Genomic DNA, 2,571 nt, shown 5'->3' on the forward strand with positions numbered 1-2,571 from the left:
TGGCAGACTACGGCAAGGCCCAAGGCTGGAACGTCGTCGCCAATTTGAACAACGACAACATCGGCCACAGCTGCGGGTCGGACACGGTCTGCAACGACACGCAGGTGCGGGGCTTCTCGGAAGGCCCGCGCTGGCAGGGCGGTGATGCGCTGCGGGGCCAGGTGCGCAGCCAGGGCGGCGAGAACGATTCGCCCTCGCGCAACCTCTCGCGCTACCTCGCGCGCCTCGCGGGCGATCTGAGCCTCGGCCTCGAGGTCCGCCAGATCTGGCGCAACGACCGCTTCGGCCGCGGCGGCGACCATACCGAGTTCCTGAACGCGGGCTTCCCGGCGGTGCGGATGTCGGTCGCGGTCGAGAATTACAATTGGCAGCACCAGGATTTGAGGACTGCGACACCTCAAGACGAATTGGAAGCTTCAGGCACGACAGTCATTGATAGTGGTCGAACATTCTTGGATCGCAATCCACCCTTGTCTGAGCCAGTCCAATACGGCGACACTATCGAACGAATGGATTTTCGCTATCTTCGGAGGGTGACTGCGCTCAACGTGGCGGCCTTGGCTGCGCTAGCACGCGCTCCCGCGCCGCCAGCACCAGTGGTTAGCGGGGCGGTCTCGACAAGCACCGGGTTGATGTGGACTCCAGTTAGCGGCGCAACCGAATATGTTGTTCGTTGGCGTCGTACTGATGCGTCCAATTGGCAGCATAGTCTGCGGATCAATGACGAAACGCCGGGCGTACTGCGGGTCGGTCACTGGAACGACCCCGTTCGTCCGCAAACTCACGTTCCGGGCATGATGGTGTCGCTCACGGGCATCCGCGTCGACGACTGGGTGTTCGGCGTCTCCTCGGTCGCGGCGGACGGCTCGGAGAGCCCGGTGGCCTCGGCGGTGCCGGGCGGCGCGTTCCGGCCCTATGTGCCGCCTGCGCCGGCGAGCCAGTGACCCCGCATTCGTCATGCTGAACTTGTTTCAGCATCCATTCCGCCGTCTTCGCGAGCAGGATCGGGCATGGATCCTGAAACAAGTTCAGGATGACGGGGTTGGGGGGTGATGGCAAAGCCCAATCGACCCATCAAAGGCGAACTCCCCAACCGCCAGGAGATTCTCGACTTCATCGCCGCGTCCGACGAGCCGGCGGGGAAAAGGGAGATCGCGCGGGCGTTCGGGCTGAAGGGCGCGGACAAGATCGCGCTCAAGCAAATGCTCCGCGACATGGGCGACGAGGGGCTGATCGACGCTGGGCCGGGCCGCGCTTTCCACCGCATGGGCGGGATTCCCAAGGTGACCGTGCTCCGGGTGGTGAATGTAGACGACGCCGGCCGCGTCTCGGCGGTGCCGGAGCGGTGGGAGGCGGAGGGGGCGCCGCCGCGCCTGCGGGTGATGGAGCGCAAGGGCAGGGGGCCGGCGCTGGCGGTCGGTGATCGCATCCTGGCGCGGAACGAAGAGGGCAGAGACGGCTGGATCGCGCATGTGATGAAGAAGCTGCTCAAGGGCAGCGAGCTCGTCCTCGGCGTCGTCCACAAGGAGGGCGAGCGTCACTGGCTGAAGCCGGTCGAGAAGAAGGAGCGGCGCGAGCTGCCGATCGCCGATTTGGGCGAGGCGCAGGTCGGCGATCTCGTCCTCGCCGAGAAGACCGGGCGTCCGCCGCGGCTGGCGGCGCGGGTCGATACGATCCTCGGCGACCCCTTCGCGCCGCGCAGCTTCAGCCTGATCGCGATCCACAAGCACGACATTCCGCACGTCTTCCCCGATGCCGTGCTCGCCGAGGCGGAGCGGGTGGCGACGCAGAAGCTCGGCGAGCGCGAGGACCTCACCCACGTCCCGATCGTCGCGATCGATCCGGCCGACGCGCGCGATCATGACGACGCGGTCTGGGCGGAGGCGGACGACGACCCGGACAATGCGGGCGGCTGGAGAGCGATCGTCGCGATCGCCGACGTCAGCTTCTACGTCCGCACGGGCTCGGCCCTGGACAAGGAGGCGAGAAAGCGCGGCAACAGCGTCTATTTCCCCGACCGGGTGGTGCCGATGCTGCCGGAAATCCTGTCGGCGGAGGTCTGCTCGCTGAAGGCGGGCGAGGACCGGGCGGCGCTCGTCTGCCACCTCCAGGTGACCAAGGCAGGCGCGCTGAAGAGCTGGCGGTTCAGCCGGGCGCGGGTGCGGATCGCGGCGAACATCGCCTATGAGGATGCGCAGGCGATGATCGACGGCGACGCGCCCGTCGAGGTCGCGTCATCGCCCTGCTCCATGCCGGAGATCGAGGGAACGATCCTCGACCGGCTGAAGCCGCTCTGGGCCTGCTGGCGGGCGCTCTACAAGGCGCGGGAGAAGCGCGGGCCGCTCGAGCTCGACCTGCCCGAGCGCCGGGTGGTGCTCGACGAGAAGGGGCGGATCGTCTCGGTCGCCCCGCGCGAGCGGCTCGATGCCCACAAGCTGATCGAGGATTATATGATCGCCGCCAATGTCGCCGCGGCGAAGGCGCTGGAGGCGAAGAAGGCGCCGGTCATGTACCGCATCCACGAGCCGCCGAGCCGCGAGAAATTGGTCGCGCTTCGCGACTATCTCAAGA

At 67.0% G+C, this 2,571-nt stretch carries 1 protein-coding gene and 1 pseudogene; both read left to right on the plus strand.

What is annotated here, in order from left to right; translation table 11 throughout:
• A pseudogene (locus ACT4N8_RS15030) lies at window positions 1-944 on the plus strand (hypothetical protein); the annotation flags it as partial.
• A gap of 108 nt (window positions 945-1,052) precedes the next feature.
• On the plus strand, window positions 1,053-2,571 hold a 1,519-nt coding region (locus ACT4N8_RS15035), incomplete at its 3' end, for a ribonuclease R family protein (RefSeq protein WP_444858926.1).

It is taken from the genome of Sphingosinicella sp., assembly GCF_052387495.1.
Classification (GTDB): domain Bacteria; phylum Pseudomonadota; class Alphaproteobacteria; order Sphingomonadales; family Sphingomonadaceae; genus Allosphingosinicella.